Consider the following 22083-nt stretch of genomic DNA (forward strand, 5'->3'; position numbering starts at 1 on the left):
GGTCACCGCCTCTCGTTCTCCGTGCCGACCACCCTCGCAGGGCACCCTAGTAGCGTTGTCCCGATGGCCGCCTCCCCACCTCGCTCACTCGCGGACCAGTTGCGTGGCTGGCCGGAGGATCGGCTGTTGGGTCTGCTGCGGGACCGGCCCGATCTTGCGACCCCCGCGCCGCACGACTCGGCTCAGCTCGCCTCGCGTGCGGCCACCCGGGCGTCCCTTCTCCGCGCCCTTGATCAGCTCACCCGGACCGAGCTCATGGTCCTCGACGCGGTGGTCGTGCTGGGCCAGACCAGTCGCTCCGAGGTGGCCTCCATCCTGTTCGCGGATCCCGCATCCGTCAGCCCGGCGATCGACCGACTGCTGGACCTGGCCGTGGTGTGGGAGAGCGGCGACAGCGTGCGCGCGCTGACCGGCGTGGCCGACGTCCTGCGCGGCAGCGGCAGCGGCCTGCAGCCGTTCGCCTCCGGCGGCCTCGACGTCGACGCGGCCACGGCCCTGCTCGACGAGCTCAGCCCCGCAGCGCGCGCACTGCTCGAGCACGTCGACGCCGCCGGCGGCGAGGGCCGCACCGACTCGGCACGACGGGGCATCCGGCCCGAGCAGGCACGCACCCCGGTCGAGGAGGCCCTGTCCCGGCGGCTGCTGCTGCCCCGCGAAGGCGGCAGCGTCTACCTGCCCGGCGAGGTCGGGATCGCCCTGCGCGGTGGCCACACCACCCGCGAGCCGATCGACGCGCCCCCGGAGATCGCGGCCAGCACCCGCGATGCCCACCTCATCGACAAGGCCGCGGCCGGCGCTGCCTTCGAGGCGGTACGGCGCGTCGAGCTGCTGCTCGACCGGTGGAGCACTGCGCCGCCGGTGGCACTGCGCACCGGTGGCCTGGGGGTGCGGGACCTCCGCCAGGCCGCAGCCGAGATCAGCACCGACGAGGCCACGACCGCCCTGCTGGTCGAGATCGCTGCCGCAGCCCAGCTGGTCGTCCAGGCGAGCCTGCCCGACGGGACGCCGGCCTGGTTGCCCACCGATGCGTACGACGCGTGGTCCACGCTGCCCACGGCGGATCGTTGGGTGCGCCTGGCGACGACCTGGCTGACCAGCCAGCGCATGCCGGGGCTGGTCGGCTCGCGCGATCAGCAGGACAAGCCGGTCAACGCGTTGACGCCTGACCTGTCCAGCACCCTGTCGCTGGAGACCCGGATGATGGTGCTCCAGGAGCTCGCGGCACTCCCGCCCGGCACGGTCCTGGCCACCGGCACGGGCTCGCCCAGCCTGGTCCAGCGGTTGACGTGGCTGCGCCCGCGCCGACCGCGGACCCGCGACGACCTGGTCGTCTGGACCCTGCGCGAGGCGGCCACACTCGGTCTCCTCGGCATCGGTGGCCTCTCGGGCTTCGCACGTGCCTTGCTCGAGGAGGAGGGCACGCCGGCGGAGGCCCTCGCGCCGCTCATCCCCGAACCGATCGATCACGTGCTGCTCCAGGCCGACCTCACTGCCGTCGCGCCCGGCCCCCTGGAACCGCTCCTGGCCCGGCAGCTGCAGCTGGTGGCCGACGTCGAGTCCCGGGGCGGGGCGACCGTCTACCGGTTCACCACCGACTCGGTGCGGCGCGCGTTCGACGCGGGATGGTCCGCATTGGAACTGCACGACTTCGTGGGATCGGTCTCCCGCACGACCGTGCCGCAGCCCCTGAGCTATCTCATCGACGACACCTCACGGACCTTCGGCGCGGTCCGGGTGGGCGCAGCGGAGTCGTTCCTGAGGGCCGACGACGAGACCGTGCTCTCCGAGCTGCTGCACCACCCGAAAGCGGCATCGCTCGGCCTGCGGCGGATCGCTCCCACGGTCCTGGTCAGCGATACGCCGGTCGACGTACTCCTCCCGCGACTGCGGGAGCTCGGCAGCGCACCGGTCCTCGAAGCTGCCGACGGAACGGTGCGGATCGCGCGCCGCGACCTCCTGCGGGCGCGGACCCCACGAGCCGGACGACCCGCGGGGCTGGTGGCGGCCCGCGAGAGCGCTCAGCTCGTGCAGGCTGCGCGGGCGGTGCGTGCCGGTGACCGGATCGAGGCGACCCGCCCGGTTGCTTCGGACCTGCTCACCCCGTCGAGCTCGCTGACCGCACTGCGCTCCGCGGTGGAGGCCGGCGGCTCGGTGCTGATCGGCTACGTCGACAACCACGGGACCACCTCCGAGCGGGTCGTGGACCCCCTCCAGGTGGAGGGCGGCTGGCTGACGGCCCGCGACCACCGCAGCGACGAGACCCGAACCTTTGCCGTCCACCGCATCACGACGGTCCGGTCGCTCTGAGGTCCGCCCGTAGGATTCAGGCGTGGATTTTGTCCGTTATGCCGAGTCAGGTGCAGCGCTGCTCAACACCGACCTGATCGACGTCGGCGCGCTCTCGGCGTACCTCGCCGATCGGGAGTGGCTGCAGCAGCAGTGCAACGAGCGGGACCTGATCACGCTGCGCAGGTTCCAGAAGGACCTCCGAGCCGTGTTCGAGGCATCGGACGTGGGCGACTCGACGAGGGTGGTCGACGGTCTCAACGAGCTGCTCGGCCGCCATCCGGTGACCCCCATGATCAGCGACCACGACCCGGCCAACCTGCACCTGCACGTCGCGAACCGCGCGGCTTCGGTGGCTGAGCTGCTGATCTCCGAGGCGCTCCTGGGGCTCGCCACGGTGGTCTGCGACCTCGGACCGAGTCGGCCGGGTGTGTGCAGCTCGACCCCCTGCACCAACGTCTACGTCGACACCTCCCCCAACCAGTCCCGCCGCTACTGCTCCGACCGCTGCTCGTCTCGCGCGAACGTGGCCGCCTACCGGGCGCGGCAGAAGGCGGGCGCCTGAGTCACCCCCGCGTGGGTCACTCGGCGTACCTCTCTCGCCACATGCGTCTCACCGGTCAGGTGTTGCCCTCGGTTGTCGGGCGTTGCACCGGCTGACAACCGCGAGTTCCCCCGGCCGACCGGGGAAACCTCCACCCGAGGAAACCTCCAACCCCGAGGAAACCTCCATCCGGGGGAACCCGCGGCGTCGGGCGCGCGCCTCACCCGCGCTCCGTACACTCAACAGGTGAATGAAGGCCCCCTGATCGTCCAGTCCGACAAGACGTTGCTGCTGGAGATCGACCACGAGCTCGCGCAGGAGTGCCGCAAGGCGATCGCGCCGTTCGCCGAGCTCGAGCGTTCGCCAGAGCACATCCACACCTACCGGCTCACCCCGCTGGGTCTGTGGAACGCCCGGGCGGCGGGACACGACGCCGAGCAGGTGGTGGACACCCTGCTCACCTACAGCCGGTACGCCGTGCCGCACGCCCTGCTGGTCGACATCGCCGAGACGATGGCCCGGTACGGCCGCCTGCGCCTCGACAAGCACCCCGTCCACGGACTGGTGCTGGCCAGCACCGACCGGCCTGTGCTCGAGGAGGTGCTGCGCGCCAAGAAGGTCGCCGGCATGATCGGGGCCCGCATCGACGAGGACACCGTCGCGATCCACCCGAGTGAGCGGGGGAACCTCAAGCAGGCCCTGCTCAAGCTGGGCTGGCCGGCCGAGGACTTCGCGGGCTACGTCGACGGTGAGGCCCATGCCATCGATCTGGACGAGACGGAGTGGCACCTGCGCGACTACCAGCGCGACGCCGCTGACTCGTTCTGGCACGGCGGGAGCGGCGTCGTCGTCCTCCCCTGCGGCGCGGGCAAGACCTTGGTCGGCGCGGCCGCGATGGCCCATGCCAAGGCCACCACCCTGATCCTGGTCACCAACACGGTGAGTGCCCGGCAGTGGAAGGAGGAGCTGATCAAGCGCACCTCACTGACCGAGGAGGAGATCGGCGAGTACTCCGGGGCCGTCAAGGAGGTCCGCCCGGTCACCATCGCGACCTACCAGGTGCTCACCACCCGCCGCAAAGGCGTCTACACCCACCTCGAGCTGCTCGACGCGCGCGACTGGGGCTTGGTCATCTACGACGAGGTGCACCTCTTGCCGGCACCCATCTTCCGGATGACCGCCAACCTCCAGGCCCGCCGCAGGATCGGCCTGACCGCGACCCTGGTGCGTGAGGACGGTCGTGAGGGCGACGTGTTCTCACTGATCGGGCCGAAGCGCTACGACGCCCCGTGGAAGGACATCGAGGCGCAGGGGTGGATCGCACCGGCCGACTGTGTCGAGGTGCGGGTGACGCTGCCCAACAACGAGCGGTTGGCCTACGCCACGGCCGAGCCCGAGGAGCGCTACCGACTGGCCTCGTGCACCCACCACAAGATCGACGTCGTCAAGCAGCTGGTCAAGCAGCACCAGGGGCAGCCGACCCTGGTGATCGGGCAGTACATCGACCAGCTCGACGAGCTCGCCGCCGTCCTTGAAGCCCCCGTGATCAAGGGCGACACCCCGGTGAAGGAGCGACAGCGCCTGTTCGAGGCGTTCCGCACCGGCGAGGTGGGCCTGCTGGTGGTGTCCAAGGTCGCGAACTTCTCCATCGACCTGCCCTCGGCCGAGGTGGCCGTCCAGGTGTCGGGTTCCTTCGGGTCCCGGCAGGAGGAGGCCCAGCGCCTGGGGCGGTTGCTGCGCCCCAAGGACGAGGGCAAGAGCGCGCACTTCTACACGATCGTGTCCCGCGACACCGTCGATGCCGAGTTCGCCCAGAACCGGCAGCGCTTCCTGGCCGAACAGGGCTACGCCTACCGGATCGTCGACGCCGACGACCTCTGAGTGGTCTGGACAACCTCACGTCAGTCCCATCCGGATCGCTCACAGCTCCGAACCGCTCTACGTCGACAGACGTGTCTGCGGGGGCGCCTGTGTCAGGCACGGCTCATCCTCGGTCCCCTGTGGGATGGGAACCGAGGACGAGCCGTCGCCTCAGCTCGACGCTGCGATGTGGATGGTGCGGGTGTAGACGCGTCCGTTGACCTTGAACCGCGCGGTCACCGCTTCGCGTCCTTCGCGTACGCCGTCCTTGCGGATCGGCACCGAGACGGTCAGGACCCGCCGACCGGTGGGCAACTCGTCGTACAGGTAGCCGCCGAGCCGCCAGAGGGGTCGGTCGCGGTGCTGTGTGGCCCCGTGCTGCCGCAGCCATTTCAGGGGTACGTCGTTCCCCCGCACCGGCGGCTTGGCACCCCGCACCACCTTGCCGTCCACGAACAGGTCGTAGTCGACACGTGCGGCGAACTCCAGACGCCACTGCGCGCTCTGCCCCTCCTTGACCGTGGGCGCCACCCGGGTCACGGTCAACGCCGGGGTCGGGTCGTCGTCGCGGATGATCAGCTGTCCCGCGTAGTCGTCGGTCATCGCCTCCCGCGTGGCCCAGGCGGCCACGATGGTGTACATGGCCGGGTAGTCGTCGCGGTCGTCGGCCTCGTAGTCGATCGGGATGCTCCCGGAGGTCTGGCCCGGAGCGAGATCGATGCTGATCCGGTGGATGCTTCCGCGTTCCTGACCGGCCACGACCGCGACCAGACGAGCCGGGCGCGTCACCGCGCCGGTCACGGTGAACGGCAGGCGGGCGGTGACCGTCCCCGGCCCGTCGCCCTCCACCTGGCGGAGGTTGCCGATGCTGACCAGGGGCAGCCGCTCGTCGGGGACCGGAGCCAGGGTCGTCGGGGCAGCAGCCAGGTCCTCCACCCAGATCCGGCCGACCGGGCTGTCCCCCACGAGGTCGATCCGGGAGATCCGGGTCAGGTCGACCCCGGTCGCCGCGGAGGTGTCGACCAGCACGGTCTGGGCCCACCGCTTGGACAGGCCATGGCCACGCAGCAGCGCCGGAACCACCCCGTCGGCCGATGGGGTCAAGGTGGCGGTGGCGCCGTCGGCGTCGCTCACCCGGACCCGGAGACGGACCCCGCCCAGCGTGGGATCCACGATCGTCCGCAGCTCCAGTCGGCCGCCACTCAGGTCGAGCGGCTTGGTGAACACCATCCCGCCGGACTGTCCAGCGGCCGTCCAGGACATCTCGAAGGCCCGGCGGGTCGGCACCTGCTCGTAGGAGGACGGCCAGTGCGGCGTCTGGTTGCCCTGCTCGATGCCGCGGCCACAGATGTTGTGCCCGCCGGCGAAGTCGGTGCTGCCCCGGCAGAACTGGGTGTCGGCGCCGTCGGCCAGCGACAGTCCCGTGCCCAGGGCGGGACGCCGCAACTCGCGTCCGCCGCCCAGTGCGTGGGACCGCACGTCGGCGTCCCCGACAGAGGCCACGGTGGCCCCGGAGCCGTCGTACATCGGTAGGAAGACCTCGTCGGCGTCGGCGAACAGGCGTACGGCGCCCGCGACCCAGGCCTTGCCCACGTCACGCTGCTCACGCGCGCTCAGGCGTGCGGCGGTCTTCTTGCCGCACGCGCCGTCGGCGTTGCCGCCCCAGTCGTCCCAGGAGGGCGCCGCGGCGACGCCGGGTGTCCACTCGGAGTTGAAGAAGTTGTGGTTGGCGCCCATCACCAGCACCGAGCTCTTCAGCGAGGTGTCGTCGGTGGTGAGGTCGCGGGCGGTGTCGGTGAACCGCTGGCCCTGCAGGTCGGAGACGTCACCGTCGCAGTAGGGAAGCAGGGTCACCGTGGGAACGTAGGGGGCGGTCTGGGTGCCGAAGTCGGTCGGCGCGATCAGGACCTGACCGGCGATGCGGTAGGGCGCGGACAGCGGGATCTGGATCGAGGCGCGGTCGACGCCCTCGCCGCCACGGCTGTGACCCACGAGCACCACGCGACTCAGGTCCACCTGGTGCTCGGCGGCCAGGTCCACCCAGTGGTCGAGGTGCTCGCGGATGATCCGGGCCCGGGCATCGGCCCCACCGTCATCGAGGGCGTAGTCCTGGGCATTGATGCCGTTGACCCGCACCGACACCGTGGCGTAGCCCTGCGAGGCGAGCACCTGCTGGATGTAGGTGTAGCCGAGGTGGCTGGGGATCTCCTCGAAGGGAGCCTGGCACGGCCACTCCCACCCGTCGTCGCCGGTGGCAGGGTCGTAGCAGTAGCTGTGCCGGCCGTGGAGGAAGAGCACCAGCGGACGCGGACCCGTCGCGGCGTCCGGGGCGGGTTCAACGACGTGTCCGACCATCTCGATGGGTTCGGACATCCCGGCGATCTTGACACCGGGGAGCTCGTAGTCGCTGGAGACGACGTCGTACGGACCCGGGGTCGCCGGATCCTCGCCGAGGACGGCGCCGGCAACCGGGGCGGCGACCGCTGGCGCCGTACCGGCCAGGTCGTCTCCGGTGGCGTCGAGGCGATCGCCCGACAGGACGACGTCCAGGTCGGCGGGGTCCGGTGCCTGCGCCGACTGCACGGTGACCTGCACCGTGCGGCCGTCGTCGGCGATCGTCGGCGTACCGATCGCCTCGGCATCCTCCACGATCGTCGGCCGGTCCGAGGTGACCGGCAGCAGGACCGGGGAGCGCCAGGAGACCTGCCAGGTCCCGTCATTGACGCGGGTCACCTGCCAGGTCCCCCGGTCTCCCGGCGCCACCGGCCCCGCGGAGGCCACCCCCGCAGCTTCCGCGGTGACCGGCGACGCCAAGGCGACGACCCCCAGAGTGAGTCCGACGGTCAGTCCGAGCGTCACCGACCCCCAGGTGCGGGAAAAGTGCCGGCTCGACGTCATCACAGACATGGTCGTCCTCTCGTTGCTCTGGAGTCCTCAGACCCTATGACGCGGTGAAGGGCCCGGGGGTTGCTCGTCACCGCCGAAATCTTCGGCGGAGCTCCCATCCGATGCGGCCTCCGCACCGAATCACGAGTGGCGCACCTCACATCGAGGTGTGCCCATCCCAGGAGGCAGACACAGATGAGCGAAACGAACAGAAGGAAGTTCCTCGCCGTTGCCGGCGCAGGAGCAGCGGCGGGCACGGTCGGACTGACCGGTCTCGCCACGCCGGCGGCAGCAGCAGCGCCGGGCGACACCAAGCGCAAGCCGGGAAGCGCACAGGAGACCGTGGTGGCCTATGTGAAGGACCACCGCTCGAGCAAGCTGCGGCTGATGGTCGGCGACCGCGAGGTCATCGTGCACGACGCCGATCTCGTCAACCGCATCCTCAATGCAGCAGGAGGCAACTGATGTCGTCACACCGCGAAGCACCCGAGATCAGCAAGGACCCGGTCGCCGACGGCACTGACGTCTACGCGTTCGTCAGTCCCAAGCGGCCCACGACCGTGACGCTCATCGCCAACTTCATCCCCCTCCAGAAGCCCGATGGTGGTCCGAACTTCTACGAGTTCGGCGACGACGTGCTCTACGAGATCCACGTCTCCAACAAGGGCAAGGGCGCCTCGGACCTGAAGTACCAGTTCCGGTTCCACACCAAGATCCGCAACGAGAAGACCTTCCTCTACAACACCGGTCCCATCGCCGACATCGACGACGAGACCTGGAACCGGCCGCAGTACTACTCGGTCACCCGGGTGCGAGGCAAGGTGTCCAGGGTGATCGCGCGCAACGTTCCGTGTCCCCCGGTGAACGTCGGCCCGCGCAGCACCCCGAACTACGCCGCGCTGTCCAAGCAGGCCGTCCGCAAGCTTCCCGGTGGCCAGCAGGTCTTCGCCGGTCAGCGCGCTGACGCCTTCCACGTCGACCTCGGGAGCATCTTCGACCTCGGTGCGCTGCGTCCCTTCAACGAGGCACACCTGATCTCGATGCCGAACATGAACGGGGTCAACTCGGTCCAGTCCTACAACGTGCACACCATCGCGTTGCAGGTCCCGATCCAGGAGGTCACCCGCAACCGCGACCGGCCCACCGACCCCATGAAGCCGGGTGCCGTGATCGGCGTGTGGGCGACCGCGAGCCGGCGCAAGTCGCGGATCTTCGACCAGGCCCAAGGCAAGTACGTCGGCCACGGGCCCTGGGAGCAGGTCTCGCGTCTGGGCAACCCGCTGTTCAACGAGGTGATCGTCCCGATGGCCGAGAAGGACGAGTGGAACGCGCGTCAGCCTGCTGGCGACAGCCGCTACGCCAAGTACGTGAACAAGCCGGAGCTCGCGGGTCTCCTGCCCGCGCTCTACCCGGGCGTGTTCCCCAACCTGGCGGCGTACAAGAAGCCTCGGGCCGACCTCAACGCGATCCTGCTCACCGGGATCCCGACAGGTGTGGTGCCGGGCTTCCAGAACTACACGGGCCCGGTGGCCTCGGACATGCTGCGTCTCAACGTGGCCATCGCGCCGAGCGCCAAGCCCAACAGCCTCGGCCTGGTGGCGGGGGACGCCGCAGGTTTCCCGAACGGTCGTCGCATCATCGACGACGTCGTGACCATCGAGCTGCGGGCTGTGGCAGGCCTCACGATCCCGCTGGTCGACCCGAGCTTCACCCCGGACGGCGCAGCCAGCGCCGTACAGGACGGGACCAGCGACACCAACGCGCCGACGTGGGACTACTTCCCCTACCTCGGTACGCCGGGCGGTGGCTACCAGACCACGCCGGGAACGACGAAGGCGTCATGACCGCCCAGCACGTTGAGAACCCGTTCGCCGGGCAGGGTTCGGTCCTGCTCGACATCGGCGGGGACATCGGCGCCCTGGTGGTCACCATGCCGGCCGAGCTCGACGGGCTCGAGGTCGAGATCCGGCCGGTCGGCGGTCCTGACCTGCACAGTGACCCGCGCGCTTCGGGGAACCAGGCGGGTGGGCACCACCACGCGCACGACCATTCCCCCGACGGGCACACGCATGATCATCCGTCGGGGATCCACCCGCACGTGGCGGTCGTGAGTCGCCCGGTCGGTGCCGGCTCGGTGCCGTCGCTGGTGTTCCCCGAGCTCGTCGAGGGTGGCTATGAGCTCTACGAGAAGGGGACCCACGAGGTGACCCTGACCGTCCAGGTCAGGGGCGGGGACGTGGCCACGGCCAGCTGGCCCCAGCCGCGGAACAGCTGAGCAGGTGTTCTGAGAGCACGAAGCCGGGGTGACCCATGTCGCGTAAGACGCGGCGGGGTCACCCCGGTTCCAGCGCCTACGCTGGGGGCGTGAAGGTGCTACTGCTCGAGAACATCCATCCGCTCGCCGTCGAGATCCTCGAGAGCAACGGCTTCGAGGTCGAACTGCGATCCGGGTCCCTGTCGGAGGACGAGCTGATCGCGACCCTTCCCGGCGTGGCCATGCTCGGGATCCGCTCCAACACGACGATCACCGCCAAGGTCCTGGACGCCGCTCCCGACCTGATCGCGGTCGGATGCTTCTGCATCGGCACCAACCAGGTCGACCTCGTGGCCGCTGCCGATCGCGGCGTGGCCGTCTTCAACGCGCCGTACTCCAACACCCGCAGCGTGGTGGAACTGGTGATCGGCGAGATCATCGCCCTGGCCAGGCGGCTGCCGGAGAAGACGCAGAAGATGCACCACGGGGTGTGGGACAAGTCGGCCAACGGCAGCCACGAGGTGCGCGGGCGCACCCTGGGGATCGTCGGCTACGGCAACATCGGCACGCAGCTGTCCAACCTGGCCGAGGCCCTCGGCTTCCGGGTGATCTTCTTCGACACCGCTGATCGGCTGGCCCACGGCAACGCCCGTCGGGTGCACACCCTCGATGAGCTGCTGGAGAAGTCCGACGTGGTCAGCCTGCACGTGGACGGCCGACCCGGCAACGCCGGCCTGTTCGGCGCGGAACAGTTCGCGAAGATGAAGCCTCGGGCCATGTTCATCAACGCCTCGCGCGGCATGGTGGTCGACGACCTCGCCCTGCGCGACAACATCCTGTCGGGACATCTCTCCGGCGCCGCCCTCGACGTCTTCCCGGTGGAGCCCAAGAAGCAGGGCGACCCGTTCGAGTCGGCCCTGCGCGGTCTGGACAACGTGATCCTCACCCCGCACGTCGGCGGCTCGACCCAGGAGGCGCAGGAGGAGATCGGCTACTTCGTGGCGGGCAAGTTCGTCGGCTTCGCCCAGCACGGTTCCACTGCCGTGTCGGTCAACCTGCCCGAGGTCCAGGCACCGGTGACCCAGGGCGCGTTCCGGGTGGGCTACCTCCACGTCAACGTGCCCGGCGTACTGGCTGGCATCAACCAGGTCCTCGCCGAGAACGGTGACAACGTGACCGCCCAGTTCCTGTCGACGCGCGGCGAACAGGGCTACGTCGTGACTGACGCGGATGAGCCCCTGTCCGAGACGGCCCTGGACAAGCTCAGGCAGTCCGAGCACACGATCTGGCTGCGCACCTGGACCACCTGAGACCGGCACGCTGCGATCAGGCGCCGGGGTGCCACGCCTTGGCCATGAAGGGGATCCGCACCAAGGTGCTGCCCGGAGCGGCGTCAGCGAAGAACGATTCGCCACCGACCGGGCGGCCGAAGTAGTCGATGACCGCGCGTGCACGCACCCAGGCCGGCGACCCCAGACAGGTGCGCGGAACGGCGATCGTGATCCGGTCGTGGCGATAGGACACGTGGTGGCGAAGGCCGGCGCACGCGGTCTCACCGCCGCCCTCGAAGTCCGTCGACAGGGGCTCACCGGGGGCCATCCGGAACAGGACCGCTGTGTAGGTGGCCCGGCCGGTGCGCAACTGCAGCACCGCTCCGAACAGCCGGTCGTGACGACTGAGGCTGCGCATCCTCACGGTGGCGACGACCGCGGACCCGGCATGCCGGACCCGCAGCGACGTGATGTCCCCGTGCCGACGGCTGGGAGCAGGGGCGAAGGTCTCCTGACCAGCGCGATCAGTGACCTTCTGGACGTCGCCGCGCGAGTCGCGCACCTGGCGCACGCTCGGGTGGTGCGCTGCGCTGCTGGCGGCGGCGGCGTGGAGAGTTGTCTCGGCTCCGGCGTCGGTGCCGGCTCCGATGACCAGCAGTGGGCTGGCGACGAGTGCGGCGGCGACGAGAGTGCTCGACAGGCGTGACTTCATGGGTGTCCCCCGGGTTCGATGTGGACGGCCACCCGACCGGCGACCCACTGCGATCATCACGCATCGAGGTCACCCACACGTCCGCCCGCATACTCAGGAGCTCCCGCCTCTTCCCCGATAGTCCCGAACGTTCGGCACCCGCCGTACGGCGTGTCGCGGTGCCGAACGTCCTGGACTATCGGGAGGTGGGGCCTTCGCCGCGCGCGGTGGCGACCACGTCCAGGGCATCGCGGAGCTGCTTGATCCAGTCCTCCTCGTTGCGGCCCACGAGCTTCACGCACCACGACAGCGCCTCCGAACGCGAGCGGGCCACCCCGGCCTCGACGAGGGTGTCGAGCACCAGCCGCTCCGGCTGACGAAGCCTGGTCATCACCGGGATCGCCATCGAGGTGAACACGTAGGACTGCTCCCCCAGGCTCGCTCCCCACGCGACCTTGCGCCCGAACCGGGCCTCGGCCTCGTCGGCGATGGTCATGCGGGGCCTGCGGGTCTCCTCACGGAACCGCTGGATCCGACCGTCGGCCTCGGCCGCCGAGGCAGGGGCCTCGGGCTGGTCGGGGAGGGTGCCGACGACGAGGATCTCCTCGCGGTCGACCGTGATCTGCGCTGCACCGTCGAACCACTCCTCAGGGAGCCGTCCGGCGAACCATTCATCAATTTCACTCATACTCTGATTACACACTTACAGGATTACGAACACAACCCCGTTCACCCTCAGCGGAAAAGCCGGTGACAGGCTGCGACCGCACGCGTAAGGTCGATCGGCTTCCACTTCCCCACCTCCCGACAGGAGGAGCTCCCGCGTGCCTACTCCCACGCAACCTGACCTCCATCCCGATCTCCAGCAGGAACGACAGCACCTGGCCGAGGCCCGCCGGCAACTCACCCGAATGCGGGAACGGACCGCCGCCCTCGACTCGGCGGCCGCCGGCGACTGGGTGAGTCGGGCCTATCTCGAGTCGACCTTCGCCCTGCGGATGCAGCAACTGGCAGACGACCCCACGATCCCGCTGTTCTTCGGACGGATCACCTACGGCGACGCAGAGGCCTTCCACATCGGTCGCCGACACATCTCCGACCCGGACGGCGACCCCATGGTGATCGACTGGCGGGCGCCGGTGAGCCTGCCGTTCTACCGCGCCAGTCGCACCGAGCCCCTGGGCATCACCCGGCGCCGACGTTTCGGCTTCCAGGCAGGTGTCCTCACCGCCTACGAGGACGAGGACCTCACCGCCAACATCGAGGACGACTTCTCCGAGCTGCTCGAGGCAGAGATCGAACGCCCCCGGGTCGGACCGATGCGCGACATCGTGGCCACCATCCAGCCGGAGCAGGACGTCATCGTCCGCGCAGCCCTCAGCGACACCATCTGCGTCCAGGGGGCCCCGGGGACGGGCAAGACCGCGGTGGGACTGCACCGGGCGGCCTACCTGCTCTACGCCCACCGCGAGCAACTGTCGCGACAAGGCGTGCTGGTGGTTGGCCCCAACGCGAGCTTCCTGCGTTACATCGCCGACGTACTCCCCGCCCTGGGCGAGATCGACGCCAGCCAGACCACCATCGAAGCCCTCGTGGGCAAGGCGACCGCGGTCCGGGCCGAGGAGCCGGCACAGATCGCCATCCTGAAGGGCGACGCACGCCTGGCCGAGGTGCTGGAACGTGCGCTGTGGTCCCAGCTCCGGCTGCCCAGCGAGGGCCTGGTCGTGCCTCGCGGTTCGAGTCGCTGGCGGGTCGCGGCCTACGAGGCCGAGGACATCGTCGCCGAGTTGCGCACCCGCGGAGTGAGGTACGGCGCCGCGCGGGCGATGCTGCCGCAGGCCCTCGCCCACCGGATCCTGGTGAAGATGGAGAACGCCGGGGACTCCCCTGACGACCGGGTGCAGAACGCAGTCGCGCGCAGCGCGCCGGTCAGGGCCTACGCCAAGGCGCTGTGGCCTGAGGTCGAGCCGGCGAAGCTCGTGCACCGGCTGCTGTCCGACGCGGCGTTCCTCGCCGAGGCCGCCGAGGGGGTCCTCGGAGCCGAGGAGCAGTCGCAGTTGCTGTGGTCGCGCCCCGCGCGCTCGCCGGGCACCACCCGATGGACATTGGCCGAGGCCGTCCTGATCGACGAGGCCACCGACCTGGTGGAGCGCACCGGCTCCCTGGCCCACATCGTGCTCGACGAGGCCCAGGACCTGTCCGCGATGATGCTGCGCGCCCTCGGCCGCCGCTGCTCGACCGGGTCGATGACGGTGCTGGGCGACCTCGCCCAGGCCACGACGCCGTGGGGAAGTCGGTCCTGGACCGACGCGCTCGTCCACCTGGGCAAGCCGGGCGCGCACGTGGAGCAGCTGACCCGGGGCTTCCGGGTGCCCGGCGAGGTCATCGAGTACGCCGCCGGGTTGCTGCCCCACATCGCCGCTGATCTGGAGCCGCCGACGTCGGTGCGCCGTACCCGCGGCGAACTCGGGTTCGCGCCGCTGCGGGACCTGCGCGCTCGCCTCGACGCGATCGCCATGCGCGAGGGCTCGATCGGGTTGATCGTGCCCGACGCCATGATCAGCACGGTCCTGGCCGACCTCGTCGGGCTCCAGGTCGCGCTGGTCGGCTCAGCGGATGACGGCACGAGCGAGTTCGACGCTCACCTCGACGTCGTGCCGGCCTCGCTGGCGAAGGGCCTCGAGTACGACCACGTCGTCCTCGTCGAGCCCGCTGCGATCGTGGCCGGGGAACCCGATCGGGTGACCGGACTGCGCCGGCTGTATGTCTGCCTGACCCGTGCTGTGAGTTCGCTGGTGATCCTGCACGATCGGCCCCTTCCCGAGGAACTCGGTGCCAGACTGGTCGCATGACCTCGCTGTCGCTGTGGTGGCCGCTCGCCGATCACGAGGACGTGCGGGTAGCACTGGAGGCGGCCTATGCCGACGGCTCCCGTGGCTATCACGACACCGTCCACCTGTGCGAGGTGTTCGACCGGCTCGTCGAGCTGGCCCCGACCACGGCATTCGACCGGGAGCCGGTGCTGCTGGCGGCCTGGTTCCACGACGCCGTGTACGACGGGCAGCCTGGTGCGGAGGAACGATCCGCCCAGTGGGCAGCCACGGCGCTGGCCGATCACCCGGGCGTCGAGGAGGTGGTCAGGCTGGTGCTGCTGACCGAGCACCACCGACCGGCCGACGATGACGTCAACGGCGGCGCTCTGAGCGACGCCGACCTCGCGATCCTGGCGGCACCACCGGAGCGCTATGCCGCCTACGTGGCCAGTGTGCGCGCGGAGTACGCCCACGTCAGCGACGCGGATTTCGCGAGCGGCCGGTCGGCGATCCTGGCCGACCTGCTGACCAAGCCCGCCCTGTTCCACACCGCCCATGCCCGCGAGCACTGGGAGGCGCCGGCCCGGGCGAACGTCGAGCGCGAGCTCAGCGAGCTGCGACGGTGAGCTGACCGTCCTCCAGGCGGGCTCGGACACCGAGCGGGACGGCGATGTTGGACTGGTCGTGACCGATCGGGGCATCACCCAGGATCGGAACGCCCAGGGGGGTCAGTCGGGTGCGCAGCAGGTCGGTGACCACGTTGGGATCCCCGCAGTGGGTGAACTGGCCCAGGACGATCCCGCGGACCCCCTCGAACCAGCCCGAGCGCAGCAGCTGGGTCAGGGACCGGTCCAGGCGGTAGGGCGCCTCCCCGACGTCCTCGAGGATCGCGATCGAGTCCGTCGCCGGCTGCACGAGCGGTCCGCCGGACGAGCTGGCCAGGACGGTGAGGTTGCCGCCCACCAGGGTGCCCTCGGCGACACCGGCGACCACCGTGGTCCCGCGGATCGGGCCGGTGACCCCGTCGAAGACGACCGACCGGACCGCGTCCCGCGTCGCCGGGTCGCTCTCCGGCAGTCCGGCCACGCCCGGACCGTGCACCGTCGACACGCCCAAGCGTGAGGCGAAGGCCTGGTGCAGGGCGGTGATGTCGGAGAAGCCGACCAGCAGCTTGGGGCTGGCCGCCGCCATCGCGCCCCAGTCGAGGAGGTCGAGGACGCGATGTGAGCCGAACCCGCCCCGGGTGCACCACAGGGCGGCCACCGCGGGGTCCAGCCAGGCCCGGGTCAGAGCCCTCGCGCGGTCGTCGTCGGGTGCGTCCAGCCACCCGAACTCGGCGTCGCCGTCGGCGGCCACGACCCGCACCTCGAGCCCCCAGCCCCGCAGGATCGCCGCTCCTGCCGCCACCCGCTCGGGGTGGGCCGGCCCGGCTGGCGCGACCACGGCCACGACGTCGCCCGGGCTGAGCACCGCCGGCCGCACCAACGGACGGCCCGGCAGCCGAGGACGCAGTGACTGGCTCTTGCGCCGCCGCAGTCCGGCGGCCTGGATCCTCACGATCAGCTCCCGGGACGAGACCGGGGTGGCTCCGGCCTCGACCACCCGCTCGTACCACTCGGCGGGCACGTCGTAGTGGTCACGGTCAAACCCGCGCTCCGGCACGCCGATCACCCGGGCGAAGACGTGGAGCTCGTCATAGGAGGTGTCGCTGGCCAGGTGGGACCAGAGCCGACCGTGACCGGACGCGTTGGGCGGATCGATGAGGATCATGTGTCGGCGTCGAGCAGCAGCCGCCAGGACCGGACGTGGCCGGCGTCGACGTAGGCCTTGTCGCTGGCACCGGGGCGGACCTGCTCCTCGACGTGGAACCGGGTCACGCCGGCGCGCACGAACCACGGGACCATCTCGGCACGCAGTCCCCCGGACGGCACCAGCAGGGCGGCGATCGCCGGATCGGCCTCAGCCAGGGCGAGCAGGTCGTCGTACCCACCGTCGAGACCGCGCGGCGAGCCCGCCGAATGGACGGCGTCCAGCCCCGGCAGGCCGGCCAACTGACGCCACGATCGGGCCGGTTCCAACGTGTCGTCGATGGCGCGACTGAGGGTCCACGGCACACCGGGGAGCGCCTGGGCCAGGGCCCGGCACGTGCCGACATCGATCCTGAGGTCGGAGTCGAGGAACCCGAAGCTGACGCCTTCGGCGCCGAGTGCGACGTACTCCTCGGCCAACGCGACGAGGCGGGAGAACTCACCCCCGTTGGTGGTGCGGTGCTCCGAGAGGCGCAACATCACTCGCAGCGGCAGGTCGGACTCCCGCACGGCTGCGCTGACGTCGGCGGGTGCCGGCGACAGCCCGCCGGCTGTCAGGAACAGCCGGTCGGCACCGCCCTCGACAGCGCCTGCCACGTCGCGGAGGTGCAGCACCGTGACCTCGAGCTGAACCCCTGCCGACACGGTCATGAGGTGAACTCTACGGCGGGCGTTTGGCCGCTAGCGGCAGGATGAACCTGTGGACGACTCAGCGGTGTACGTCGCGCGCGCTCTGGTGCTGCGCGACCTGCAGACCACCCGGGTCGCCGATGCCGAGGTGGTCTCGCTCCTCGAGGAGGCTGTCACCACCCGCCGCTGGTGGGTCGAGCAGTGGCCCGAAGGGGGCACGTACGTCGCCGGGCTCGTCGCCCAGGACATCCAGGACGCCCTGTTGGAGCGCGTGGGCCGCTGGCCGTTGTGCTCGGCCTGCGACAGCGACGAGCCCCACGCGATCTACATCCATCCAGAGCTCGGCGGGCCCGACCCGGTCTGGGTGTGCGAGGAGTCCGGCGCCACCGTCGCGCCGCTCGGCTCGCTCTAGCCCCAGTTCGCAGCGTCGGTCAGGCAGAACGGGTGGCCGGCGGGGTCGAGCAGCACGCGCCAGGTCTCTCCGGGCTGATCCTCGGGGCGGGTCGCTCCGAGCTCCACCGCGCGACGTTCGGCCTCGTCGAGGTCAGCGACGGCCAGGTCGAAGTGGAACTGCTTGCTGCCGTGCTCGTTGGGCCAGGCGGGCGGCACGTAGTCCTCCACACGACCGAATCCCAGCGCGTGGTCGGGGCCGGTGAGCATGGCGTAGTCGCGCTCGGCGTGGGCGATCTCCCAGCCCAGCAGGCCCGACCAGAACCTCGCGCTCTCCTCGGGGTCGGCGCAGTCCAGGGTGACCATGGCAAGGCGAGCGGCGGGGGTAGTCATCGAATGCTCCTCTGATGGGTGGTGGTGTCCCCCCAGCCTCCTACGATGGGCTGAGTGGACGCTTGGAGAAACACGTCGGAGGCCACCACGACCGGTGCCGGGGTGCTGCGTCCTGAGGAGTTCGCGCGCCACGTCCAGCTCGAACGGGCAGACTGTGCCGCCCACCTGTCGCCGTGGGTGGACAACTACTGGTTGCTGAGGTGGCACCTCCCTCCCGGCACATCCCACCTGAGCTCGACCCTGCCGCACCCTGCTTGCAACCTCAGCGTCGAGCGAGGTCACCGGCGCGACGGCGTCGGCCCCGAGCACGTCGTGGTGACGGGTGTGGTGACCCGACGCTTCGACGTGCGGGTGGCCGGGGAGGGCTGGGTGTTCGGGGTCAAGTTCCGCCCCGGGGGCCTCACCAGCCTGACCGGCATCAGCGCCCGGGCCCTGCGCGACGCCACGGTGCCAGCGACCGGAGTCGTCGGTGCAGCGAGGAGCGAGGCACTCGAGGCGCTCGGACCTGCGCTCGACCTGGACGCCTGCCGGAGCCGGGTCGAGGCCCTCCTCGCCCCGCAGGACGGCGTTCCCGAGGACGACTACCAGTTCGTGCTCCAGGTCATCGGTGCGATGCTCGCGGACCGATCGCTGGTCAGGGTGGCCCAGCTGGAGGATCACTTCGGAGTCTCCGCACGCCGGCTGCAGCGGCTGTTCGCCCACTACGTCGGGGTGAGCCCGAAGTGGGTGCTCGCGCGCTATCGCATCCACGACGCCGTCACCGAGCTCGACGAGGGGTACGACGGCTCCCTGGCCGACCTGGCTACACGTTACGGGTGGTTCGACCAGGCTCACTTCACCCGCGAGTTCACCCGACTCATCGGGGTGCCTCCCGGCTCCTACCAGGCCCGCGCCTGACCGGAGTGCTCAGAGGGTCCCGTCGAACTGCACCCACAGGGTGTAGCGATCGGCACGGTACACGGCGCGAGAAACCTCGATGGGTCGGTCGTCGACGAGGGCGCGACGGGCGACCCGGAGCACTGCGGAGCCGGGATCGACCTCGAGATGGCTCGCCTCATCCACACCGGCCAGGTCCGCGGAGACCGAATCCTCCGCCCAGGTCGGACGCAGGCCACGGCTCTCGAGATCGGCGTACAGGCTGGTCGGCATCCCACTCTGCAGGAAGCCGGGCAGCAGGACCTCGTTGAGGTAGGCGTCCTCGACACAGGCCGGGACGCCGTCCGCACGCCGCAGTCGCTTCCAGTGGATGACGGGGTCGCCCTCGGTCAGGCTCAGAGCCCGGGCCACGCCCGGTCCGGCCTTCTCGCGGCGCGCGATCAGGGTCTGCGACTCCGGCAGCAATCCACGTTGGGTCATCTCCTCGGAGAAGCTCAGGAGCTTGCCGGGCTGACTCCGGGGCTGGGCCACGAAGGTGCCACGACCCGGTATCCGGACCAGCAGGCCCTCACCCACCAGAGCGTCCATGGCCTGACGGACCGTCATCCTGGCCACCCCGAACCGCTGCACCAACTCCCGCTCTGACGGGGCCGAGGATCCGGGCTCGCAGCCGTCGACAAGCGCCCGGACATACTCCCGCACCTGGATGTGTTTCAGGGTGGGGAGGGTGCGCGACTCCTTGCTCGACACGACCTCGGTCATCCCTCGATTGTAGGGACGCAGAGCGACCCCGTCTGCAGAATACGGACAATTTGGCCAGCCCGTGGACCCCGCCCTACTCCGTGGCGATCGCCTTGAGCACGTCGAGCTTGGCGGCTCGTCGAGCCGGGATGTAGGCCGCGAGCACACCGACCAGGCCGGCCGCGACCACGAAGATCGCCAGCCGGAACCACGGGATCGACAACTCGGTCAGCCCCTGGTCGCGCAGGGCGTAGATGAGTCCGGCACCGAATGCCAGCCCCAGCACCATGCCGAGCAGGGCACCGAAGACGGCCACCACCACCGACTCCAACCGGATCATCCGGCGCAGCTGACGCCGGCTCATGCCGATGGCTCGCAGCAGCCCGATCTCCCGGGTGCGCTCGATCACCGAGAGGCTCAAGGTGTTGATCACGCCGAGGATGGCGATCACGACGGAGAGGGCCAGCAGCCCGTAGATCAGGTTGAGGAACGTGTTGATCTGGCCCTGCTGCTCGGCGGCGAGCCCTTCGGGATCCTTCACCGTGACGGTTGGCAGGTCCCGGGTGACCGCCTCGATCTCGTCGCGCACCGTGGCCGTGTCGGCCCCCGGGTCCTTGGTCACCAGGACCAGGGAGTCCAAGGGTGCGATGCCGCCCTTGGTGAGCGTGTCGAACGTGACCAGTGCCTCCGCGGGTACGACCGCGGTGGTGGCCAGGACTCCGGCCACCGTCAACGGGACGCTGCCACCCTGCATCTTCAGGGTCGTGCTGTCCCCCACCTTCAGACCGAGGCTGTCGGCGCGGGTCTTGGCGACGATGACGGTGCCCGACTTCAGGTCCGCGAGCGACCCCGAGATCAAGGGCAGAGCCAGCGCCTGCGAGAACACGGCCGGGTCGATGGCTCCGACGGTCACCCGGTCACCGTCCAGCTCGACGAACGCCGAGCGAAGGCTCGCCACGGCGGCCACCCCGTCGATCTTGCGGATCTCGGTGGCCACGTCGGTGGAGAACGGCTGCTGCACCACGTTGGAGACGATGAACTGCGAGGTCAGGTTCTCCTGGAGCGCAGCCTCCGTCGACTCCGAGGCCGAGCGACCGAGGATCGAGATCATCGCGACCAGCGCCAGACCGACCATCAGGGCACTGGCCGTGGCCGCCGTACGCCGCGGGTTGCGCATCGAGTTCTGGGTGGCCAGCTGGCCGACCGTCCCGAACACCCGGTAGGGAGCGGAGAAGGCACTGATGACCGGGACCGCCGCGATCGGACTCATCAGTGCCACTCCCACGAGGACCAGCAACATGCCGAGGCCGATCAGACTCAGGCCGAGCGTGCCGTCGCCAGCGAAACCGGCCGTCAGGCTGCCGAGCCCGAGCAGCACCAGCACTCCACCGACGATGAGGCGGCGCCGCAGCGCGGTCTCGGGCAGGGTGCCGTCGTCGCGCAGCGCCTGGATCGGGGCGATCGCGGAGGCCCGGCGGGCCGGCAGGTAGGCCGCGATCACGGTGACCACGATCCCCACCACGTAGGACCACAGCACGGTGGGCACGGTGATCGGGTAGTCGGCGTTGCCGAGGTCGAGGCCCAGCAGGCCGAAGATCGCCGCGAGTCCGCGCGCCAACAGGTAGCCCACGCCCAACCCGATGGTGGAACCGACGATCCCGACCACCAGCGCCTCCAGCACCACCGACACCGTCACCTGGCGTTTCGAGGCGCCCAGGGTGCGCAACAGGGCCAGCTCCCGGCTGCGTTGCGCGACCAGGATCGAGAAGGTGTTGATGATCATGAAGACGCCGACCACCAGGGAGACTCCGGCGAACACCAGCAGGAAGGTCTGGATGAAGCCGAGGATCTCGTCGAGGGCGTCCTGGTTGGTCTTCACGTACTCGTCGCCGGTGCGGGCCTCGACCCCCTTCGGCAGCACCGCCTGGGCCGCGTCGCGCAGCTCCTGCTGACTGACCCCGTCAGCGGCGTTGAGGGAGATCGTGGAGTAGACGTCCTTGCCGCCGAAGAACTGGTCCTGCATGAACTTCCGCTCGAACAGCGTGAGCGTGGCTCCGTTGAGGCCGCTGCCGTTGCCGAACTCCACCAGGCCGGTCAGCGTGGTCTCCATCGTCGGCGGCTTGCCGGGCGTCACCAGCTTGACCGTGTCGCCGACGCTGTAGCCGGCCTTGTCGGCCGTGTCGACGTCGAGGGCGATCTGGTACGGCGCCGAGGGCAGCTCGCCCTTCACCACCTCGAGGATCGGGTTGCCGGTCAGCGAGGTGGCGCCACTCGGGTTGAACGCAAGTCCGGGCGGCCCGTTGCCACCCACCACCTTGCCGTCCTCACCGATCACGAAGACGCTCTGCAGGCCGTTCTGGGGGTGCACCGAGCCGACCTCGGGCAGCTTCTCCAGATCCGCCACGACCGAGGCGGGAATGGTGCGGGAGTCCTGCACGGAGTCGAAGTCGTTGGCCCCGGCCGGGGCGATCTCCACATCAGCGGTCGAGCCTTCGATGATGTCGTCGAAGGCGCCGCCGAGAGAGTCGGTGAAGATGAACGAGCCGGCCACGAACGCCACTCCGATGACGATCGCGAGTCCGGAGAGCAACAGTCTGACCTTGCGAGCGATCAGGTTGCGCCACGTGACCTTGAGCATGC

General features: G+C 70.1%; 19 protein-coding genes. 11 read left to right on the top strand and 8 right to left on the bottom strand.

Going from position 1 to position 22083, the window contains the following annotated elements:
• Window positions 1–63: 63 nt before the first annotated feature.
• From AB7I40_RS12735 to AB7I40_RS12745, 3 genes are all read left to right on the top strand, one after another.
• Window positions 64–2307 carry a helicase-associated domain-containing protein gene (locus AB7I40_RS12735; protein WP_428344775.1) on the top strand — a complete coding sequence of 748 codons (2244 nt, stop codon included), beginning with the start codon at window positions 64–66 and terminating at the stop codon, window positions 2305–2307.
• Between the two features lie 22 nt (window positions 2308–2329).
• A complete protein-coding gene (locus tag AB7I40_RS12740; RefSeq protein ID WP_428344776.1) occupies window positions 2330–2851 on the top strand; it encodes a CGNR zinc finger domain-containing protein in 522 nt (173 codons plus the stop codon).
• Between the two features lie 225 nt (window positions 2852–3076).
• Window positions 3077–4711 carry a DNA repair helicase XPB gene (locus tag AB7I40_RS12745; protein WP_428344777.1) on the top strand — a complete coding sequence of 545 codons (1635 nt, stop codon included), beginning with the start codon at window positions 3077–3079 and terminating at the stop codon, window positions 4709–4711.
• A gap of 150 nt (window positions 4712–4861) precedes the next feature.
• On the opposite strand, the gene AB7I40_RS12750 is transcribed toward AB7I40_RS12745, so the two are convergent.
• On the bottom strand, window positions 4862–7588 hold the full coding sequence (locus tag AB7I40_RS12750; RefSeq protein WP_428344778.1) for a hypothetical protein: 2727 nt from the start codon (window positions 7586–7588) through the stop codon (window positions 4862–4864).
• A 183-nt stretch (window positions 7589–7771) separates the two neighbouring features.
• Here AB7I40_RS12750 and AB7I40_RS12755 point away from each other — a divergent pair, with 183 nt between their 5' ends.
• The 4 genes from AB7I40_RS12755 (at window position 7772) to serA (ending at window position 11140) form a co-directional block, all read left to right on the top strand.
• Window positions 7772–8041 carry a hypothetical protein gene (locus AB7I40_RS12755; protein ID WP_428344779.1) on the top strand — a complete coding sequence of 90 codons (270 nt, stop codon included), beginning with the start codon at window positions 7772–7774 and terminating at the stop codon, window positions 8039–8041.
• Window positions 8041–9420, top strand: coding sequence for a DUF4331 domain-containing protein (locus tag AB7I40_RS12760; protein ID WP_428344780.1), 1380 nt, complete (start codon window positions 8041–8043; stop codon window positions 9418–9420). The genes AB7I40_RS12755 and AB7I40_RS12760 overlap by 1 nt, the downstream gene beginning before the upstream one ends.
• A complete protein-coding gene (locus AB7I40_RS12765; RefSeq protein ID WP_428344781.1) occupies window positions 9417–9851 on the top strand; it encodes a hypothetical protein in 435 nt (144 codons plus the stop codon). The genes AB7I40_RS12760 and AB7I40_RS12765 overlap by 4 nt, the downstream gene beginning before the upstream one ends.
• 89 nt (window positions 9852–9940) lie before the next feature.
• Entirely contained in the window at window positions 9941–11140 is a 1200-nt protein-coding gene (gene serA / locus AB7I40_RS12770; RefSeq protein ID WP_428344782.1) for a phosphoglycerate dehydrogenase, read from the top strand.
• 16 nt (window positions 11141–11156) lie between these two features.
• Here the strand turns inward: serA and AB7I40_RS12775 are convergent, their stop codons facing one another.
• Both AB7I40_RS12775 and AB7I40_RS12780 read right to left on the bottom strand, forming a co-directional pair.
• Entirely contained in the window at window positions 11157–11813 is a 657-nt protein-coding gene (locus AB7I40_RS12775; protein ID WP_428344783.1) for a hypothetical protein, read from the bottom strand.
• Between the two features lie 175 nt (window positions 11814–11988).
• Window positions 11989–12480: a hypothetical protein gene (locus AB7I40_RS12780; protein WP_428344784.1), complete on the bottom strand. Its 492-nt coding sequence runs from the start codon at window positions 12478–12480 to the stop codon at window positions 11989–11991.
• Window positions 12481–12616: 136 nt separating this feature from the next.
• Between AB7I40_RS12780 and AB7I40_RS12785 the strand changes: the two genes are divergently transcribed.
• Window positions 12617–14644, top strand: a complete 2028-nt coding sequence (locus tag AB7I40_RS12785; protein WP_428344785.1) for a HelD family protein — start codon at window positions 12617–12619, stop codon at window positions 14642–14644.
• Window positions 14641–15231, top strand: a complete 591-nt coding sequence (locus tag AB7I40_RS12790) for an HD domain-containing protein (protein ID WP_428344786.1) — start codon at window positions 14641–14643, stop codon at window positions 15229–15231. The genes AB7I40_RS12785 and AB7I40_RS12790 overlap by 4 nt, the downstream gene beginning before the upstream one ends.
• Here AB7I40_RS12790 and AB7I40_RS12795 read toward each other — a convergent pair.
• Both AB7I40_RS12795 and AB7I40_RS12800 read right to left on the bottom strand, forming a co-directional pair.
• On the bottom strand, window positions 15212–16375 hold the full coding sequence (locus AB7I40_RS12795; RefSeq protein WP_428344787.1) for a DUF4031 domain-containing protein: 1164 nt from the start codon (window positions 16373–16375) through the stop codon (window positions 15212–15214). The two genes, AB7I40_RS12790 and AB7I40_RS12795, sit on opposite strands and share 20 nt — an antisense overlap.
• Entirely contained in the window at window positions 16372–17064 is a 693-nt protein-coding gene (locus AB7I40_RS12800) for a copper homeostasis protein CutC (protein ID WP_428344788.1), read from the bottom strand. Before AB7I40_RS12800 ends, AB7I40_RS12795 begins: the two co-directional genes overlap by 4 nt.
• 49 nt (window positions 17065–17113) lie before the next feature.
• On the opposite strand from AB7I40_RS12800, the gene AB7I40_RS12805 reads away from it, so the two are divergent.
• The gene (locus AB7I40_RS12805; protein WP_428344789.1) at window positions 17114–17455 is read left to right on the top strand and encodes a hypothetical protein; all 342 of its coding nucleotides are present in this window, start codon (window positions 17114–17116) and stop codon (window positions 17453–17455) included.
• Here the strand turns inward: AB7I40_RS12805 and AB7I40_RS12810 are convergent.
• Window positions 17452–17826, bottom strand: coding sequence for a VOC family protein (locus AB7I40_RS12810; RefSeq protein WP_428344790.1), 375 nt, complete (start codon window positions 17824–17826; stop codon window positions 17452–17454). The two genes, AB7I40_RS12805 and AB7I40_RS12810, sit on opposite strands and share 4 nt — an antisense overlap.
• Before the next feature lie 54 nt (window positions 17827–17880).
• Here AB7I40_RS12810 and AB7I40_RS12815 point away from each other — a divergent pair, with 54 nt between their 5' ends.
• A complete protein-coding gene (locus AB7I40_RS12815; RefSeq protein ID WP_428344791.1) occupies window positions 17881–18723 on the top strand; it encodes a DUF6597 domain-containing transcriptional factor in 843 nt (280 codons plus the stop codon).
• A gap of 9 nt (window positions 18724–18732) precedes the next feature.
• On the opposite strand, the gene AB7I40_RS12820 is transcribed toward AB7I40_RS12815, so the two are convergent.
• Together AB7I40_RS12820 and AB7I40_RS12825 are read right to left on the bottom strand one after the other, a co-directional pair.
• The gene (locus tag AB7I40_RS12820) at window positions 18733–19464 is read right to left on the bottom strand and encodes a GntR family transcriptional regulator (RefSeq protein WP_428344792.1); all 732 of its coding nucleotides are present in this window, start codon (window positions 19462–19464) and stop codon (window positions 18733–18735) included.
• A gap of 73 nt (window positions 19465–19537) precedes the next feature.
• The gene (locus AB7I40_RS12825) at window positions 19538–22081 is read right to left on the bottom strand and encodes an ABC transporter permease (protein WP_428344793.1); all 2544 of its coding nucleotides are present in this window, start codon (window positions 22079–22081) and stop codon (window positions 19538–19540) included.
• Window positions 22082–22083 lie beyond the last annotated feature (2 nt).

It is taken from the genome of Nocardioides sp., assembly GCF_050246775.1.
Lineage (GTDB): Bacteria > Actinomycetota > Actinomycetes > Propionibacteriales > Nocardioidaceae > Nocardioides.

Bases quoted from the DNA above. Each gene is read 5' to 3' on its own strand.
- AB7I40_RS12735 (WP_428344775.1), top strand. From the start codon at position 64: ATGGCCGCCTCCCCACCTCGCTCACTCGCGGACCAGTTGCGTGGCTGG.
- AB7I40_RS12750 (WP_428344778.1), bottom strand. From the start codon at position 7,588: ATGACGTCGAGCCGGCACTTTTCCCGCACCTGGGGGTCGGTGACGCTC.
- AB7I40_RS12755 (WP_428344779.1), top strand. From the start codon at position 7,772: ATGAGCGAAACGAACAGAAGGAAGTTCCTCGCCGTTGCCGGCGCAGGA.
- AB7I40_RS12760 (WP_428344780.1), top strand. From the start codon at position 8,041: ATGTCGTCACACCGCGAAGCACCCGAGATCAGCAAGGACCCGGTCGCC.
- AB7I40_RS12765 (WP_428344781.1), top strand. From the start codon at position 9,417: ATGACCGCCCAGCACGTTGAGAACCCGTTCGCCGGGCAGGGTTCGGTC.
- AB7I40_RS12775 (WP_428344783.1), bottom strand. From the start codon at position 11,813: ATGAAGTCACGCCTGTCGAGCACTCTCGTCGCCGCCGCACTCGTCGCC.
- AB7I40_RS12780 (WP_428344784.1), bottom strand. From the start codon at position 12,480: ATGAGTGAAATTGATGAATGGTTCGCCGGACGGCTCCCTGAGGAGTGG.
- AB7I40_RS12790 (WP_428344786.1), top strand. From the start codon at position 14,641: ATGACCTCGCTGTCGCTGTGGTGGCCGCTCGCCGATCACGAGGACGTG.
- AB7I40_RS12795 (WP_428344787.1), bottom strand. From the start codon at position 16,375: ATGATCCTCATCGATCCGCCCAACGCGTCCGGTCACGGTCGGCTCTGG.
- AB7I40_RS12800 (WP_428344788.1), bottom strand. From the start codon at position 17,064: ATGACCGTGTCGGCAGGGGTTCAGCTCGAGGTCACGGTGCTGCACCTC.
- AB7I40_RS12810 (WP_428344790.1), bottom strand. From the start codon at position 17,826: ATGACTACCCCCGCCGCTCGCCTTGCCATGGTCACCCTGGACTGCGCC.
- AB7I40_RS12820 (WP_428344792.1), bottom strand. From the start codon at position 19,464: ATGACCGAGGTCGTGTCGAGCAAGGAGTCGCGCACCCTCCCCACCCTG.
- AB7I40_RS12825 (WP_428344793.1), bottom strand. From the start codon at position 22,081: ATGCTCAAGGTCACGTGGCGCAACCTGATCGCTCGCAAGGTCAGACTG.